The sequence below is a fragment of the Janthinobacterium sp. BJB301 genome, from assembly GCF_002735685.1.
Taxonomy (GTDB): domain Bacteria; phylum Pseudomonadota; class Gammaproteobacteria; order Burkholderiales; family Burkholderiaceae_D; genus Janthinobacterium; species Janthinobacterium lividum.
This window is the reverse complement of sequence record NZ_PDZJ01000001.1, coordinates 596,683-611,562: the sequence shown is the minus strand read 5'-3', so window position 1 is coordinate 611,562 and position 14,880 is coordinate 596,683. Positions and strand designations below refer to the sequence as shown.

Annotated in this window: 17 protein-coding genes; 6 read left to right on the top strand and 11 right to left on the bottom strand. The window is 60.6% G+C overall.

Annotated elements, in window-relative coordinates:
- Nucleotides 1–28: 28 nt before the first annotated feature.
- From CSQ91_RS02755 to trxC, 4 genes are all read right to left on the bottom strand, one after another.
- Entirely contained in the window at nt 29–394 is a 366-nt protein-coding gene (locus CSQ91_RS02755; protein ID WP_099387316.1) for a DUF6616 family protein, read from the bottom strand.
- A gap of 24 nt (nt 395–418) precedes the next feature.
- Complete coding sequence (locus CSQ91_RS02750) at nt 419–1,165, bottom strand: DNA alkylation repair protein (RefSeq protein WP_099387315.1); 747 nt, start codon at nt 1,163–1,165, stop codon at nt 419–421.
- A complete protein-coding gene (locus CSQ91_RS02745; protein WP_373630471.1) occupies nt 1,162–1,671 on the bottom strand; it encodes a MarR family winged helix-turn-helix transcriptional regulator in 510 nt (169 codons plus the stop codon). Before CSQ91_RS02745 ends, CSQ91_RS02750 begins: the two co-directional genes overlap by 4 nt.
- A gap of 69 nt (nt 1,672–1,740) precedes the next feature.
- A complete protein-coding gene (gene trxC, locus CSQ91_RS02740) occupies nt 1,741–2,193 on the bottom strand; it encodes a thioredoxin TrxC (RefSeq protein ID WP_099387313.1) in 453 nt (150 codons plus the stop codon).
- Nucleotides 2,194–2,340: 147 nt separating this feature from the next.
- Here trxC and CSQ91_RS02735 point away from each other — a divergent pair, with 147 nt between their 5' ends.
- The gene (locus CSQ91_RS02735; RefSeq protein WP_099387312.1) at nt 2,341–3,768 is read left to right on the top strand and encodes a coniferyl aldehyde dehydrogenase; all 1,428 of its coding nucleotides are present in this window, start codon (nt 2,341–2,343) and stop codon (nt 3,766–3,768) included.
- A gap of 4 nt (nt 3,769–3,772) precedes the next feature.
- Here CSQ91_RS02735 and CSQ91_RS02730 read toward each other — a convergent pair whose 3' ends face one another.
- On the bottom strand, nt 3,773–4,378 hold the full coding sequence (locus tag CSQ91_RS02730; protein WP_034785705.1) for a LysE/ArgO family amino acid transporter: 606 nt from the start codon (nt 4,376–4,378) through the stop codon (nt 3,773–3,775).
- Between the two features lie 202 nt (nt 4,379–4,580).
- On the opposite strand from CSQ91_RS02730, the gene CSQ91_RS02725 reads away from it, so the two are divergent.
- Nucleotides 4,581–5,471, top strand: coding sequence for a LysR family transcriptional regulator ArgP (locus CSQ91_RS02725; RefSeq protein ID WP_099379669.1), 891 nt, complete (start codon nt 4,581–4,583; stop codon nt 5,469–5,471).
- Nucleotides 5,472–5,576: 105 nt separating this feature from the next.
- Entirely contained in the window at nt 5,577–6,608 is a 1,032-nt protein-coding gene (locus tag CSQ91_RS02720; RefSeq protein ID WP_099387311.1) for an alpha/beta hydrolase, read from the top strand.
- 105 nt (nt 6,609–6,713) lie between these two features.
- On the opposite strand, the gene CSQ91_RS02715 is transcribed toward CSQ91_RS02720, so the two are convergent.
- The 6 genes from CSQ91_RS02715 to CSQ91_RS02690 form a co-directional block, all read right to left on the bottom strand.
- The gene (locus CSQ91_RS02715; protein WP_034785710.1) at nt 6,714–7,352 is read right to left on the bottom strand and encodes a phasin family protein; all 639 of its coding nucleotides are present in this window, start codon (nt 7,350–7,352) and stop codon (nt 6,714–6,716) included.
- A gap of 280 nt (nt 7,353–7,632) precedes the next feature.
- A complete protein-coding gene (locus tag CSQ91_RS02710) occupies nt 7,633–7,968 on the bottom strand; it encodes a hypothetical protein (protein WP_052140423.1) in 336 nt (111 codons plus the stop codon).
- A gap of 26 nt (nt 7,969–7,994) precedes the next feature.
- Nucleotides 7,995–8,366, bottom strand: a complete 372-nt coding sequence (locus CSQ91_RS02705) for a VOC family protein (RefSeq protein ID WP_170846428.1) — start codon at nt 8,364–8,366, stop codon at nt 7,995–7,997.
- Nucleotides 8,367–8,474: 108 nt separating this feature from the next.
- Nucleotides 8,475–9,746 carry a YVTN family beta-propeller repeat protein gene (locus tag CSQ91_RS02700; RefSeq protein WP_034785711.1) on the bottom strand — a complete coding sequence of 424 codons (1,272 nt, stop codon included), beginning with the start codon at nt 9,744–9,746 and terminating at the stop codon, nt 8,475–8,477.
- 55 nt (nt 9,747–9,801) lie between these two features.
- Nucleotides 9,802–10,572 (bottom strand): creatininase family protein, encoded by a 771-nt coding sequence (locus CSQ91_RS02695; protein WP_099387310.1) that lies wholly within the window; start codon nt 10,570–10,572, stop codon nt 9,802–9,804.
- 272 nt (nt 10,573–10,844) lie between these two features.
- Nucleotides 10,845–11,312 (bottom strand): SRPBCC family protein, encoded by a 468-nt coding sequence (locus CSQ91_RS02690; RefSeq protein ID WP_257217197.1) that lies wholly within the window; start codon nt 11,310–11,312, stop codon nt 10,845–10,847.
- A 381-nt stretch (nt 11,313–11,693) separates the two neighbouring features.
- On the opposite strand from CSQ91_RS02690, the gene CSQ91_RS02685 reads away from it, so the two are divergent.
- From CSQ91_RS02685 to CSQ91_RS02675, 3 genes are all read left to right on the top strand, one after another.
- Entirely contained in the window at nt 11,694–12,113 is a 420-nt protein-coding gene (locus CSQ91_RS02685; protein WP_099387308.1) for a hypothetical protein, read from the top strand.
- 213 nt (nt 12,114–12,326) lie between these two features.
- Nucleotides 12,327–13,442, top strand: a complete 1,116-nt coding sequence (locus CSQ91_RS02680) for a helix-turn-helix domain-containing protein (protein WP_143450932.1) — start codon at nt 12,327–12,329, stop codon at nt 13,440–13,442.
- Nucleotides 13,443–13,720: 278 nt separating this feature from the next.
- Nucleotides 13,721–14,878 carry a nuclear transport factor 2 family protein gene (locus tag CSQ91_RS02675; RefSeq protein ID WP_143450931.1) on the top strand — a complete coding sequence of 386 codons (1,158 nt, stop codon included), beginning with the start codon at nt 13,721–13,723 and terminating at the stop codon, nt 14,876–14,878.
- Nucleotides 14,879–14,880: the final 2 nt, after the last annotated feature.

The window sequence follows — 14,880 nt, the reverse complement described above, 5'->3', positions numbered from 1 at the left end:
CGCCTTGCATAGCATCCGGTTCTGTTCGTCATAATTTCACAATAATTTCCTGAGGATTACTTACGCCGGCCAGCTGCGCCAGGTGGCCAGGAAAATCCACGGCCGGGCCGGCCGCATTGATGGTATCGAAATAATCATGCCAGCCCGTAGCGGCGATGCCGGCCAGCAAGGCGTTCAGTGCCGCCTCGTCCGGGAAGCGCCAGACGGCATAGAATTGCTGGGCAGCCGCATGCAGCTTGCCACCATCGATGGCGCCCATGGCCAGCGCTTCGGCGCCCGTGCCGGACAAGGCCGCCATGCCGCCGCCCACCGTATCGAAATACGCCTGGCGCGCGGCGCCATCGAGGGCCAGCCAGGCCGGTTTCGGACTGTACAGTTCTAACAGGTAATGCATGTTTTCTCCTTCAGTGATCCATCGTCAGGCCAGCGAGCGCTGGGCGCGCTTGCAGATGCGTTGCGTGGCGGCATTGGCACTTTCCAGCAGCCATTGCGCACACAGGCTGCGTACCCAGTCAGGCCGGCTCTTGGCCGCATCGTTGAGCCAGTTGGCCACGGAATCCTGCACGTAGACGGCAGGGTCGGCGCGCAAGGCGTGCAACACGGGCAAGGCCAGCTGTGGCTGTTCTTTTAGCTGGGCGATATGCGCGCACCAGACGCCGCGCGGGCGCAGCGCTTCGCAGGCGAAACGTCGGACTCTTTCCGACGGGTCCGACGTCCACGGCGCCAGCAAGCGAATGGCGTCGTCAAGATGCGCCGCCAGATGGGGCCGCAGGGCGAGCCAGGCCCATTCGCGCACGCCAAAATGGCCATCGTCGGCCAACGGCCGCATCGCGGCCAGCTGTTGCGGCAAGGTCCAGCCAGCCTGGGCGGCGATGGCAAAGCAAACCCAGCCTCGTACCGTGTCGGAAACATGCGCTTGCAATGGCGCCAAGTCAACTTGTGCGTCGAGCAGCAATTGTGCCGCCAGCGCCATGCGCTTGGTGATGCCGGCTGCGGCCTGCGCGCGCATCTGCTCCAGCCGGGCCGCGCCGATAGCGGGCACGGCCGCTACCAGCAGCTGGGCGAAATCGATGGCCAGCCCTTCCGTCAGGGTGGCGTTGGCCACGCTTCCCCCGTTCAGCAGCGCCAGGCGCGCGGGAGCGATGTCGGCGACGCCACGGCTCATGCGGCACCTCGGTCCGTCTTGCGCCAGGCTTTTTCCAGCAGCGCGCTCAACAACTGCATTTCTTCCGACGTGAAATCCGCAAACAGGCTGGCGATCCATTGCGCGTGCTCATCGACTAGGGTGGCTGCGGCCATTTCTCCCTTGGCGCTCAGGCGCACCAGCAGCTTGCGCCGGTCGATCTGGTCCGCGTGGCGCGCCAGGAACCCATCGCGCTCCAGGCCGTCGAGCAAGCCCGTGATGGTGCCGCGCGTCACGCCGGCTCGCTCGGCCAGTTCGTGCGGCGACAGTCCGCCGGACACGTCGCGCAGCAGTGCCAGCAAGACAAACTTGCCTTCCGACAAACCATGCCGGCCCAGGCGCGCGGCGCAATCGCCATCGATGGCGGAGGCCAGGCCCAGCACTTCAAAGCACAGGCGCAACTGACCGATGGAGCGCGTCATGTCGAGACCGCTGGCACGGCGCTGCACGTCACCCAGCAGGGCCGTATATTTTTGTTCGAGTTTTATCATATGGCGCAATATAATATGGCGCCATATGAATTGTCAAATGGAAAACCTCGATGGTTTCCGGCCGGCTCAAAAACGGGCTTTGTCCCGCGACCAGGCGATGATGGCATTCGCATCGATGGCACCGGGCTGGCGCGCCACTTCCACGCCGCGCATAAACAGGGCCAGGGTGGGAATGCTGCGGATATTGAAACGGCTGCCCAGGTCCGGCGACGCTTCCGTATTCACCTTGACGACGCGGAACGCGGGCTCCAGTGTCTTGGCGGCTTGCACATAGAATGGCGCCATGCTGCGGCAGGGACCGCACCACGGCGCCCAGAAGTCGACCAGCACGGGAATGTCGCTGCGTTCGATATGCTTGAGGAAACGGGCACTGGCCAGGTCCACGGGCTGGCCAGTAAATAAATCCTTCTGGCACTTGCCGCACGTGGGCTGTTCAATCAGGCGCGCTGCCGGCAGGCGATTGACGGCGTCGCAATGGGGGCACACGATGTGCAGGGAGTCTGGCGGGGTCGAGGTCATGGCATTCCTGGAAAGCGTAGTGTCAAGTTGATGGACATTTTACGGTGTATCGTACAACGCCGTCGGCACGCTGGCGGCGCTTATCCGCAGAGTCCACTATAGTGTGCTGGAACGGCGCGCACATTGCCGGGCCGGCCAAGGAAAACAATGCCTGATGTCGCAGAAAACATGGAATTGAGCACCGAACTGACTGCCGCCCTGCGCTTGCAGCGCGCCGCCTGCCTGGCCCACCCCGTGCCGACCCTGGCCGAGCGCCAACGCGACCTGCAGACTCTGCAGCGCTTTATCCGCGAGCATAAAGATGCGCTATGCGAAGCGATCAGCGCCGATTATGGCAACCGTTCCCGGCACGAAACCTTGCTGGCGGAGATTTTCCCCGCCATCGATGGCATAGCCCATGTATTAAAACACTTGAAAAAATGGATGCGGCCGCAGCGCCGCGGTGTGGACTGGCGCAGCTTTCCTGGCGCCCGCAACCGCGTGATGCCCCAGCCGCTGGGCGTGGTGGGCGTGATCGTGCCGTGGAATTTTCCCGTGAACCTAAGCCTGGTGCCCTTGACCTACATTTTCGCCGCCGGCAACCGCGCCATGGTCAAGATGAGCGAAAACTCGCGCCACCTGGCGCGGCTGCTGATCGACACCATGCCCGCCTATTTTCCACCGGAAAAGCTGCAGTTTTTTGACGAGACGGGCGGCGTGGGTATGGAATTTTCACAATTGCCGTTCGACCACTTATTGTTTACGGGTTCCGGCCAGACGGGCCGCGCCGTCATGGCGGCGGCCGCGCGCAATCTATGCCCCGTCACCCTGGAGCTGGGCGGCAAGGCGCCGGCCATCGTCTGCGCCGATTTCGACGTGCGCACGGCAGCCGAGCGCATCCTGTTCGTCAAGTACCTGAACGCGGGGCAAATCTGCACCAGCGTCGACCACGCCTGGCTGCCCGAAGCCAGCATCGCCGCCTTCGTCGCGCATGCGCGCGCCATCGTGCCCACGCGCTACCCGCGGCTGGACACGCCCGACTACACCTCCATCATCGACGAGGCCGCCTTTGAGCGCCTGCTGCTGGCGCTCGACGAGGCGCGGGAACGGGGCGCGCAAGTGATTTCGCTGTTGCCGGGCCCAAGCCACGACCGCGCCACGCGCAAGATCGCGCCGCACATCGTGCTCGACGCGCCCGACGATTGCCTGTTGCTGACGCGGGAAATCTTCGGTCCCATCCTGCCGCTGCGCGGCTATGCGAACCTTGACACCGTGATCGACAGCATCAACGCGGGGCCACGCCCGCTGGCCATCTATCCGTTCAGCAAGCAGGCAGACACGGTGCAGTTGCTGATCGACCGCGTGATGTCGGGCGGCGTGTCCGTCAACGACGCCCTCTTCCACGTGGGCCAGCACGATCTGCCCTTCGGCGGCGTGGGCGAGTCGGGCATGGGCCACTACCATGGCGTGGAAGGTTTCCACACCTTCAGCAAGCTGCGGCCCGTGTTTTACCAGGCCCGCTACAGTGTGCTGAAACTGCTGTGGCCACCGTATGGCAAGCTGGCCAGCCGCGTGCTGGCCTTCCTGACGCGTTGATGCTTTACAGGAACAGCGAGGCGGCGATGGCCCACATGACGAGGGCGATGATGCCGTCGAGCACGCGCCAGGCCATGGGCTTGGCAAACACGGGCGCCAGGTAGCGGGCGCCAAAGCCCAGCAGGAAGAACCACAGGGCCGAAGCCATGATGGCGCCGCCGGCGAAGTAGAAACGTCCCACGCCTTCATGCTGGCCGCCGATCGAGCCGAGCAGGATGACCGTATCGAGGAAGGCGTGCGGGTTCAGCAGGCTGAACGCCAGTGCCGCGCCGATCACGGCCCAGTAGCCTTCGGGCGACTTGGCAGCCGACACCGTCAGGGCCGTTGGGCGCCAGGCCGACTTGGCGGCGCGCAAGCCATACGCGATCAGGAAGGTGGCGCCGCCGGCCTTGGCCCACAGCAGGAAATTGGGATTGTCGGCAATGAACGTGCCCATGCCGGCCACGCCGGCCGTGATCAGGATGGCGTCGCACACCAGGCAGACCAGGATGCAGGTGAGCACATAATGGCGCTTCAAGCCCTGCTTGAGCAAGAAAGCGTTTTGCGTGCCGATGGCCACGATAAGGCTCGCTCCGAGCCCCATGCCTTTCAAGAAGATTGCGCTGTCCATATCGATTCCTTTATTGCTTTCCATCACGCGCACGGCCGCCCACGCTCTGCCGGCAACGGCAAAGTCATCAAAGGTAGGTGGAGGGTGTAGCGGTACCAGCAGGACCGCGCGGGAGAGTGGAGTTGTTACCCTATTTCAACAGTGTAAAGAAAAAGTAAATATAAGTATAATGAATGATTCTAACCATATATAAGAGAAACTTATGCGCGTCGTCGATTACCGTGGATTGGCCGCCCTCGACGCCGTGATCGGCCTGGGCAGCTTTGAAAAGGCCGCGCAGGCGCTGGCGATCAGCCAGCCGGCCGTGTCGCAGCGCATCCGCACCCTGGAAAATCTGGAAGGCACTTTATTGATCATCCGCAGCCACCCGCCCCTGCCCACGGAAGCGGGCCAACGCCTGATCGCCCATTACCGGCAAGTCAAGCTGCTCGAAGCGGCGCTCGACGCCCAGCCCGGCCCCACCACGCAATTGCCGGAGCTGGCCATCGCCGTCAACGCCGACAGCGCCGCCACCTGGATACCGGAAGCGCTGGGACCGCTGCTGTCGCCGCCGTCCTGCCTGCTCGATATCCGCCTCGACGATCAGGACCACACCTTGAGCCAGCTGCGCGAGGGGCGCGTGTTTGCCTGCGTCACCAGCGCCAACGACCTGGTGGCCGGCACCACGGCCACGCCGCTGGGCGGCATGCGCTACCTGTGCGTGGCCTCGCCCGCATTCGCGCAGCAATGGTTTCCCCATGGTTTTACGGTGGAAGCCGTCAGCCAGGCGCCGGCCATCACGTTTGGCAGCAAGGATGCACTGCACGAACGCTACCTGCAGCATCGCCTCGGCTACACGGGCCGCTATCCGCACCATGTGCTCGGTTCGGCGCGCGACTTCGTGCGCTTCATCGAAGCGGGCTATGCTTATGGCATGGTGCCCTTGCTGCAGGCGGAAACGGCGCTGGCCGCCGGCAGGCTGGTCGACGTGGCGGCCGGGCAGGCGCTCGATGTGCCCCTGACCTGGCATGCCTGGGATATCCAGACCCCGCTCACGCGCACCCTGTCGGACGCCGTCATCGCCACGGCGCGCAAATGGCTGTTACAGGACTGATTGACGCATGCCACATTTATCTATGCCAGACCGCAACTTCTCCGTGTGCGCCCAGCCCTGCCTGGCCTACACTGCAAGCATCACCCTTAACCATCAGGAGCTGGCATGACGATCCTGCGCACAACCCTGCTCGGTTTGCTGGGGGCCATCCCGCTGGCTGTCGGCCTGGCCGCCTGCTCGCCCTTGATAGCTATCAATGCCTTGTCGTCCGGCAACGCCTCGCAAGTGACGCGCGGCCTGGCTTACGGTCCTCTGCCACGCCAAAAGCTCGATGTCTACGCCCCCAAGACCCGCACGGGGCCCGTGCCCGTGGTGGTGTTCTTTTACGGCGGCAACTGGACAACGGGCGAGCGCGCCGACTATGCCTTCGTTGGTCACGCGCTCGCGGCGCGCGGCTATCTGGCCGTGATCGCCGACTACCGGCTGTATCCGGACGTGCACTATCCCGAAATCTTGCAGGATGCGGCCCGCGCCGTGGCATGGGCCGCGATGGAGTCCAGCCGCCATGGCGGCGACCCGGCGCGGCTGTTCGTCATGGGCCATAGCGCCGGCGCCTACAATGCGGCGATGTTAGCGCTTGACGCCAGCCTGCTGGCGCGCCACGGCATGCGTCCGCACGACTTGCGGGGCTGGATCGGCCTGGCCGGCCCCTATGATTTCCTGCCAATAGAAAACACCATCACCCGCCCCGTTTTCTTTTACCCGGACACGCCCGCCGCTTCGCAGCCCATCCATCACGTGACTGCCGAAGCGCCGCCCGCCCTGCTGATCGCACCGGCGCCCGGCAAGGATAAGCTGGTCGATCCGCAACGCAACACGGGTGGCCTGGCCAGGGCATTGCGGGCGCTTGCCAGGCCCGTGACGGAAACGTATTTCGACAAGGTCAGCCATACCACCCTGGTCGCCTCTCTGGCCAGCCCATTGCGCATGCTGGCGCCCACGCTCGATGCCGTGAGCGCCTTTATCGACGCCAACAGCAAGACAGACAATGCGGCGGACAACACTGCAAACAACGGGGGTACGCCGCAAGATACCAGGCCAACGCCTCCGGCTACGCCGCAGCAGCCGGCAATGGCGCAGGGCACCGCCACGCAGGCTGCCGCGGCGCGCGTCCACGACAAAACGCCCGCCCCCTGAGGGACGGGCGCTCTGCCTGGCCACGACGCGCAACGCTGCGTGTCAACCAGCCGCACCTCAAGGCTCGGCCCCCGAATGCGGATTCAGTTGACTGCAGCGGCCCGCTTACTCTTTACGGCTGGCGCTGCTGCTTTTGCTTTGTGCGGAGCCCGCTTGCGAGACGCTGCCGCTGGCCGAGCTTTCGCTGCCGGCCGACTGCTGGCTACCCTGATGGCTGCCGCTTTGCAGGCTTTGACCGTCACGGCTTTGCGCGCCGCGCTGCTGGTCGCGGCTGGCGCCGTTCTGATGATAGGCCTGGAACGGTTCGGCGATGCGCTGCATGGCTTCCTGCTGCTTGCGCACGTTTTTCTCCGTTTCTTCCGAAGCAGTACGGGCCACTTCTTCGGCCAGGGCCTTGGCAGTACGGCTCGTTTCATTCACATGCCGCTCTGCCACGTTGGCCAGTTCGACTTGCGTATCGGCTGCCAGGCGCGCTACCTGTTGCTGGTACTTGCGCAGCTGCTCGGCGGCAGGTTGGCCCGAGGCGGCAGCCACCTGGAACACATCTTCAGCGCGCTCGACCGTCAGCAGGTTCTGGCTGGTGACCGTGGTTTCTTCCAGCAAGCCTTGAGCCAGCTGCATGTTCAGGTCACTGAAGTGCTGCACCGACTGGAACAGCGACTTCGACAGTCCATTAAAGAAAGCCAGCTGGGCTTCCAGGTGGTTTTTGGCGGCAGGGGTAACACTACGGGAATATGGATACATGGAGTTCCTCATTAAATAGCGGTTGGGTGGACACAAACAAATGGCGACACCACCGGCAGTCGAACGGTGAGGCAAACGGCCAGGCTACGCCACGAAACGCGAAAAAACATATCCGATTGGTGGGAAGATGCTTTGCAACGCGAGTCCCAAGGCTACGTGAGCACCGCTGGTGAGGGATGATCTGGATCAAAGGTGCGCTAGGCTGCGCAGAAAGTTTTGGCTGGACGGCTTGCCTTTGGCAAACGTCAGTGACGGGAAGGAAAATCTGTGCCAGGCAAGCTCAACAAGCGGCGCCCGCGCCCGGCACGACGGGCTTGTAGCCATGGCTGCGCAGCGACGCTTCCAGCCAGCGATTGCCATACCAGCCGCGCGCCAGCAGGTAACTGAGCTCCGAGACGGCCATCAGCAGCATCATCGGGCCGATGCGCAGTTCGGTGGCCAGATGGCTGCCAAACCACAGGCACGCATCCATCGCCAGCATGAGCAGCAGCAGCCACCAGCGTCGCTTGGCGACGGCCCAGAACGAGCCCAGGAACAGGGCCGGCCAGGAAAAACCCGCCTTGACGTAGGCATAGCGGCCGGCATCGTCGGCAAACAGGGTGGCGCTGTGCTTCATGCTGCTCTCTTCAGGAAATAACGGTGTCAGGGCTCGGGATGGTGGCAGACTGCTTCGACATTGTGACCGTCCGGCCCCAGCACGAAAGCGCCATAGTAATTCGGGTGATACAGGGCGCGGATGCCTGGCGCGCCGTTATCCTTGCCGCCGGCTTCCAGCGCGGCCTTGTAAAAGGCGTCCACCTGGGCACGGTTGTCCGCCGCGAAGGCGAGATGCATGCCGGCATGCGGCGTGCCGCCCACGCCGAACCAGAAATCGGGCTTGCCATCCTTGCCCAGGCCGACCCAACCCTGCTCTTCCATCACCACCGCGACGCCCAGGGGCGCCAGCGCGGCCGAAAAGAAGGCCTTGCTGGCCTGTGCATCGCTGACATTCAAACCGATGTGATCAAGAATCATGATGGCGCTCCCTGGCGATAGTGAAATGGAAGTACAGTATGCGCCAACATTGCCTTTTAAGCAACCACAACTGCGAATCCGGCTGCTCAGGAAACGCCATTCGCCAGCCTAGCGCAGGTTGCCCGTGTGGCCCAGCGAATAGCGGCCCGGCTGCGGCCATACGGTCAAGCCGTGCGGTTCCTGGCCAACTTTGACCTTGGCAACGTCGCCGCTGTTCGTATCGATACGGTAGACCACGTCGTCGAAACGGCCGGACAGCCACAGGTACTTGCCATCGGCGGACACATTGCCCATGTCGGGGCTGCCGCCGCCAGGTATCGGCCAGTTCGACACGACTTTTTCCGTGGCGAAATCGATCACGCTGACGCTGCCCTTGCCCTTGGGCTTGCCGTGGATGCGGTGCGTGCCGCGGTTGGCCACGTACAATTTCTTGCCATCGCGGCTAGGGTACAAGCCGTGCGCGCCCACGCCCGTCTGGATGAAGCCGATTTCCTTCAGGGTGGCGCCATCGACGATGTGCACGCCGTCGGCATCCATGTCGGCGATATAGAATTTCTTGCCATCCGGCGAGATGCGTATGTCTTGCGGCATACCCTTCTTGACGCTGCAGATTTCATTTGCCGGGCCGCCCACGGGGCCGGATTCGGCAAAGCGCTTGGCCGGCATCTGCAATTTCAGGTAGCCGTCGACCTTGCGGCCCACCAGGTCGATCTTGGCGATGGTGCCGTCGAACTCGCAGGTAAACATGGCGTAGCGGCCGTCATTGGAGAAATCGGCATGGTTGATGCCGCCGCACTGGGGCGTGTCGATCGAATACTGCACCGCCATGGTCTTCGGATCGCGGAAATCGAGGCGGTGGCGCGCTTCGGCCACGACGATGGCCGATTTGCCGTCCGGCGTGTAATACATATTGTAGGGATCATCGACGGGCACTTCCTTGCCCGGCTTGCCGCTCAAAGGGTCGATAGGCGTCAAACTGCCCTTGTCCGTGCGCTCGGCATTGTTCGCCACCCACAGGGTGCGCAAGTCCCACGACGGCACCACGTGCTGCGGGCCGCTGCCGACCTTGAACTTGTCGACCACTTTCAGGGTCTCCTGGTCGATCACGTAGACATCGTTCGAGCGCAGGTTAGGCACGTAGACACGGCGCAAATGATCCTTGACGACGGGACTCATATTGCTGCTGGCGATGCTGCCGTACACGTTTTTCGGATCCACCAGCGGCGGCATGCCCGGCAGCGGCGAATAGGCGGCGGCCGGCGCGACGGCGGCTGGAGCCGCTGTGCTGGCGCCGGTGACCTGGCTAGCCACGCCCAGGCCGGCCAGTGCGGCAGCCAGGGCGGACAAGGTGACGATGGTGCGTCGTTGAGATTTTTTCATGTGATTTCGCGTCGTTTCGTTGCAAAAGCCGGAAGTTCAGCACTTCCAGCGGAAGTTATTTATTACGTTTCAGCAGCTGTCTGATGGCAGCCACCGAGGTATCCACCTGCAGCTTGACACCGATCTGGCCCAGCTCAGCCGTGGCGCGCGTCGCGTCACCGCGCACGCCGTCCGCCACGCCGGGCTTGGGTCCGTGGGCCATGGCGTCGCTGCGCACCAGCGACGGGTCCGTCGCCAGCATCAAGGCCGCATCCGCCAAGCCCGCGTGCAGGCCGATCTCGGCGCTGCTGTGGCCGCGTTTCTGTAACTCGGCAATATAGGCCGATTGCGTGATGTCATAGTAGTCGAGCAAGGCGTAAGCGCGCGCATCCTTGCCGGCGGAAGCCTTGCCCCAGGCGCGGTTGAGCTTATTCGCCACGTTCTGCTCGTTTTTTTGATAGCCGCCATGGTCGCCGAGAAAAATGATATCGCGGAAACCATGCTGGCGCAGGCTGGCTGCCGCCCCTTCCAGCACGGCCTCGAAGGCGGCAGGCGGAATCGAGATCGTGCCGGCAAAGCGCATGTGGCCGGCCGGCGGAGAAACCGCGCCTTCCGGCACGTAGGAAACGACGGGCGCGACGATGGTATTGCCCAGCTTTTGCGCAATCTGCCGCGCCAGCAGGCCGGCGCGCACATTGTGCTTGCCCAGCGCGATATACGGCCCGCTCTGCTCGACACCGCCAATCGGCACCAGCACGGTCGTGGCGCCGTGGTCGATACGGCTGCGCAACTCCGTGCTGGTCAGCTCTTCCAGCATGACACTGCTGCTGGCAGGCGCAGCCGCCATGACGGGCGCCGTGACCAGCAGGCACGAAAATGTCAGGACGAACAGGGAAACGGGGGGCTTGCGTGAAATGCGGAGCGTGGATGGCGCGCAAGGCGCCGTTCGCTGAGGGAACTGCAGAGTCATAAGCCAACATCTTTCCAAGGTCAAAGGCGCCGTGCCCGGCCTTGCCAGGCAAGCTGGCTGCCACGCAGGAATTGTATTCCATCATGACGGGAACGGCACGTTAATTTGACGGGGCAGTTTGCAAGGAATTGACGAAGAGAAACTATCTATCAGGCTGTTGTCGCGTTAGCTCCGCCCTCCTCGGCATTGTGGCGAGTGTCGTTGCGCTTCTCGGCATAGGCCTTGAGCGAGCGCATCGTCCTGGGAAGCCCGTCCCGGACCTGTCTGGCAACGCCTGGGCCGAACAGAAAGGCAAGGGTTCCAGTGAACCACACGCGGTGGACGACTTGCGATCCGCCCTCTGCCGCAACAACCGTGTGCTCGAAGTGGATACGAAACCAAGGAATGTAGCCCTCGACGGTGAACGAGCGGCCTGCCGAGCGCTCCGTGACCAGCATCGCAATACCCATCCCCTTGCTGGGAACTATCCTGCCCTGTGCTCCCACCGCGAACGGCCCATTGAGCCGGGCTTGCTTTGTATCGGGATCCCACAAGTGCCAGCGGTCGACCTCGCTCCAAATTTGATCGATGACCGTGGGCGGGACGGCAATGTGGATGCTTTCTTCAATTTGCGCCAATTTGGGGGATCTCCCTATCATTGTGTGAAAGTAACTTGGCCTGTTATCCGGCGTCGCGCAGCATATGGAAATTGGGCATATTGGCCCGCGGCATAGCATTCATCACGCAGTATTGCCATGCCATTGCGCCAATTCAAAGATACTCCGCCAGCAGGAACAAATGCCGCAGCTTTTTCTTTGCCTCGACAAAAAATATATCCGCTGGAATTGCAGGATACACTGTTTTTTTATCATGCCAATAGAATCAGATTGTGGTTATACTGGTCGCAGATAAAGTCGGGCCATAATGACAGCCTTGTCTGGCGCCAGGATCAAGGGATGCTCCGGATTCGACCGCAAGCTGCTGCTCGCCATGGCCATGAGCATATGAAACTTTGAGAAATGATGAACACAACACATTGGCGGGTTCAGGAACTACAGCATCACTCAGCGGATATCGCCTGGCTGAATGCCGAAGACGCCCGCCGCGCCTATGAGGTAGCATGCTTTCACGACTCAAAGACCCATTTCGGCCTGAACGTTAACACCGTTGACTCGATCGAGCGCCTCGTATTCGGAAATGATGCGGCCACCGCAACAAAATGGTTACGCGCCCGTATGCCTGGAACTCAGCAGATCGTAGTGGTGTTTGGAGAAGACGAATGTTTCTTGTGCAGCAGTGTGTTCCTAGTCGAGAATTGGTCGGATATTTTTGTTCCATCACGTGACGACGCGATGATCTATTCGAACGGCACTCCGCTTATCCTGTTTTATTGCCATGAAAATGAATTCGAGGTGGGGCAGCGGAATGTCTTTGATTAAACACAGACTTCGGCCATTGAACAAACAGGGCACTCACGGCGCGCAGCGGGGATTCGGGACATACGGCTGCCGGGTTGCCTTGCCGGGCAGCGTATAGTCGAAGGCATCGCGGGGAAGCGTTCTCAGCGATGAGCGACCATGCGCTGATGTGCGCCGCCTTCGATTTTTTACGGGCCCCGGCCCATAACGCAGTCAAACGTCATCAACCGACCAGTGATCTCAAGCCAACTATTATTTCTCTTTAGCGCCCTGGGCTCGGTGAATGGCATATTCCTGGCGTTTTACTTCTTCAGCCGCCGCCCCCATCGATTGACGCATGCCATGCTCGGCGCATTGCTGCTGGCGATCGGTTTTCGCACGGTTAAATCGGCGTTTTACTACTTTAATCCCGACCTTGCGGTCGCGTTTATTCAACTGGGCCTGTCGGCGTGCCTGCTGATCGGGCCGCTGACATATCTGTATGTCCATTGCCATCTGGCCGACGTGACCGACAGTGCCGTCAGCAAGCATTGGCGCTCGCATCTTTTGCTGCCCTTATGCTTAATCGGCATCGCCCTGCTATTCCCGTATTCGCGCAATACGGACACCTGGTTCTATGCAATTTGCGGCATCCATGCTTACTGGTTTTCTTATTTGCTATTGGCGGGCAGGCAGCTATGGCAGGCGCGCGCCGTATTAGGCCGCGTCGATGGTCGGTTTTCCCGTCAAACGGTGCTCCTGCTCAGCGTTTATTTCAGTAGCCTCCTGATACTCGTTGCTTACGTCAGCACGCCATTCACGTCATATATTATCGGCGCGCTCTCGTTTACTTTTTCTATCCACATCACGATCTTGACGTATATCATGAAAAATGAAGCGGTGGACGTGGCAGGCAAGAAGGAAAAATACCACAATAAAAAAATGAGCGGCGACGATGTCCGCGCATTGCTCAATTCCCTCGACAAGGTAATGTGCGAGCAGCAGCTGTATTTGAATCCGGCCTTGAACCTGGCGATGCTGGCGAAGAAAGTCGGCAACCTGCAAACGACGGTTTCCCAGGCGATCAATGAAAATCTAAATAAAAGTTTCAACCTTTATATCAACGAGTTTCGCATTCAGCATGCAAAAAACCTGTTGATCACGGCATCCCACCTCAATATGGAACTCGTTGCCGAGCGCAGCGGTTTCAATTCCAATTCCACATTTTTTTCCGCGTTCAAGAAGATTACGGGGCAAACGCCTGCCAGCTACCGAGCCGTCTTTGCGTCGGTGCCGCCCTCATCTTGTGGCGATGGCGCCGACCGTGCACCGGCGCCATCGCAACGCCATCGCGTCACCAGCGATTCCTGACATACCGCGTCGCACGCAGCGACCGGCCGCTGGCGCCGGTCAGCCCCGTGTGCAGCCTGCCTGAACTTGCGCTTGCCCCCCCTCACGCCCATCGTTGCAATCCCTCTCGAATTATGGATCCGGAGTCCTAAATTGTGGTTTGCGACCATGGGCTTCCCCGTTCGCGCTAACGTGTCATTCGGCAGCGTCGCTTCGTCGCACAGAGTGCGGATCCGATAGCCGCGCGAACAACCGTATTTACCTTCGGCGAATAGGTAATAGTGAACTTTAGGTAATGTATGAATCAATATATTCTTTTGCGCGCCATTCTCCAGATCTTTTTCTTGTTTTGCATGACGGGGCAGACGATGGCTGCCACGGCGCCTGCCGCAGCGAACGCGGAACGCGATCGGATCACAAAAACTTTGACGGACTATATGGATGGAACGGCCAATGGCGAACCGGCCAAATTGAAACAGGCGTTCCATCCTGATTTCAAGTTATACACGGTAACGGAAGACAATGAGTTGCTGATACGTTCCGGCGAACAGTACATCGCGGAAATCAAATCGGGCGAAAAAATGAAGCGCATCGGACGCATCGTATCGATAGACGTCGAGAACAATGCGGCCACCGCAAAGGTTGAAATACTAATGCCCAATTTCAGGCTTTACACCGATTATTTCCTGCTTCTCAAATACGCGGACTCCTGGAAAATCGTGCAAAAGAGTTACACCTGGAAAGCGGTGCCCAAGCAGCAAAACAGGATCTTGTTCGTCACGTCGAACCAGCATACCTATGGCAATACAAAGATCAGCGCGGCCAACCATTTCGAGGAAATAGTCATTGCCTACGACGTTTTCAGGAAAAATGGCTATGCCGTGGATTTCGTCAGTCCCGACGGCGGTGCAATTCCAGTGGGCTACGTCGATACGTCGAATCCGACGCAAAAGGAACACCTGTATGACGCCAGTTTCATGGCCTTGCTGAAGAATACGCTGAAGCCCGAACAAATCAACGCCAGCGAGTACCAGGCCGTCTATTACAGCGGCGGCGGGGCAGCCATGTTTGGTGTTGCAGAAAATAAGAGTATCCAGAATATCGCCGGCACCATCTATGAAAATGGTGGCGTCGTCTCGGCTATCTGCCACGGCACGGCCGGCATTGTCAACCTGAAGAATCCAGGTGGTGCGTTCATCTTCGCGAATAAGAAAGTTACCGGATTCCCCGATATTTTCGAAGACACGAAAGCCGAATATTACAAGGCATTTCCATTTTCCATCGATAAGGAAGTCAGCAAGAACGGCGGAAATTTTGTCTATTCCAAAAGATGGGGCGACAACTTCTTCATCGTCGACGGCAACATCATCACGGGTCAAGATCCGACGGCCACTGCTTCCGTGGCGCAGGAAGTAATCAGGAATCTCCAGCGACGCCATTCAAAAGACAGGGACTGACA

Excerpts from the sequence above, each read along its gene's own strand:
- CSQ91_RS02735 (WP_099387312.1), top strand. The coding sequence starts at position 2,341 with ATGCCTGATGTCGCAGAAAACATGGAATTGAGCACCGAACTGACTGCC.
- CSQ91_RS02750 (WP_099387315.1), bottom strand. The coding sequence starts at position 1,165 with ATGAGCCGTGGCGTCGCCGACATCGCTCCCGCGCGCCTGGCGCTGCTG.
- CSQ91_RS02685 (WP_099387308.1), top strand. The coding sequence starts at position 11,694 with ATGATGAACACAACACATTGGCGGGTTCAGGAACTACAGCATCACTCA.
- CSQ91_RS02710 (WP_052140423.1), bottom strand. The coding sequence starts at position 7,968 with ATGAAGCACAGCGCCACCCTGTTTGCCGACGATGCCGGCCGCTATGCC.
- CSQ91_RS02675 (WP_143450931.1), top strand. The coding sequence starts at position 13,721 with ATGAATCAATATATTCTTTTGCGCGCCATTCTCCAGATCTTTTTCTTG.
- CSQ91_RS02715 (WP_034785710.1), bottom strand. The coding sequence starts at position 7,352 with ATGTATCCATATTCCCGTAGTGTTACCCCTGCCGCCAAAAACCACCTG.
- CSQ91_RS02720 (WP_099387311.1), top strand. The coding sequence starts at position 5,577 with ATGACGATCCTGCGCACAACCCTGCTCGGTTTGCTGGGGGCCATCCCG.
- CSQ91_RS02705 (WP_170846428.1), bottom strand. The coding sequence starts at position 8,366 with ATGATTCTTGATCACATCGGTTTGAATGTCAGCGATGCACAGGCCAGC.
- trxC (WP_099387313.1), bottom strand. The coding sequence starts at position 2,193 with ATGACCTCGACCCCGCCAGACTCCCTGCACATCGTGTGCCCCCATTGC.
- CSQ91_RS02695 (WP_099387310.1), bottom strand. The coding sequence starts at position 10,572 with ATGGCGGCTGCGCCTGCCAGCAGCAGTGTCATGCTGGAAGAGCTGACC.
- CSQ91_RS02730 (WP_034785705.1), bottom strand. The coding sequence starts at position 4,378 with ATGGACAGCGCAATCTTCTTGAAAGGCATGGGGCTCGGAGCGAGCCTT.
- CSQ91_RS02725 (WP_099379669.1), top strand. The coding sequence starts at position 4,581 with ATGCGCGTCGTCGATTACCGTGGATTGGCCGCCCTCGACGCCGTGATC.
- CSQ91_RS02755 (WP_099387316.1), bottom strand. The coding sequence starts at position 394 with ATGCATTACCTGTTAGAACTGTACAGTCCGAAACCGGCCTGGCTGGCC.
- CSQ91_RS02700 (WP_034785711.1), bottom strand. The coding sequence starts at position 9,746 with ATGAAAAAATCTCAACGACGCACCATCGTCACCTTGTCCGCCCTGGCT.